Source organism: Streptomyces sp. DH12 (assembly GCF_020873895.1).
In the GTDB taxonomy this organism is placed as follows: domain Bacteria; phylum Actinomycetota; class Actinomycetes; order Streptomycetales; family Streptomycetaceae; genus Streptomyces.
In genome coordinates this window covers 1-392 of sequence record NZ_JAHWGT010001639.1, presented here as the reverse complement: position 1 = coordinate 392, position 392 = coordinate 1, and the positions used below count along the sequence as shown (strand labels likewise).

The window sequence follows — 392 nt, the reverse complement described above, 5'->3', positions numbered from 1 at the left end:
ACCTCCGCTTCGCAGTCGGGGCAGGACACGGCATAGAAGTCATCGGCGAAGTCCCCCAAGGAGGCGCTCCAGTGGTACTGCCCTGCAAGGGCAAGCAGATCACCGAAGAGCCGGTTGTAGTCGGCCGGACGCGTCCGAAGCCTCTGGTCCACGAGTTCCCGCAACCGGTCGACCTCGTTCGGACAGCCCGCGAGCAGAGCTTCACCGTCGGGGTGCCGCAACGTGCCACGCACGATGGCACTGGCCAATTCGAGTGCCTGGGTACACGCGGGAGCTAGAGCTGCGAAGCTCGCCGCGGAGACCGTCTCACCATGGAGGCAGAGACGGTCCCAGAGCTCGTCCCACGCCTCCGGAACTTCCTCTCGTTCCACCTGATCCAGGAGCAATGGCAC

General features: G+C 65.1%; 1 protein-coding gene. It reads right to left on the bottom strand.

The annotated features are described in order from the left end of the window. The coding region (locus LPA54_RS41485; protein WP_228985536.1) for a hypothetical protein at nucleotides 1-248 on the bottom strand (248 nt) is incomplete at its 3' end. Between the last annotated feature and the right edge of the window lie 144 nt (nucleotides 249-392).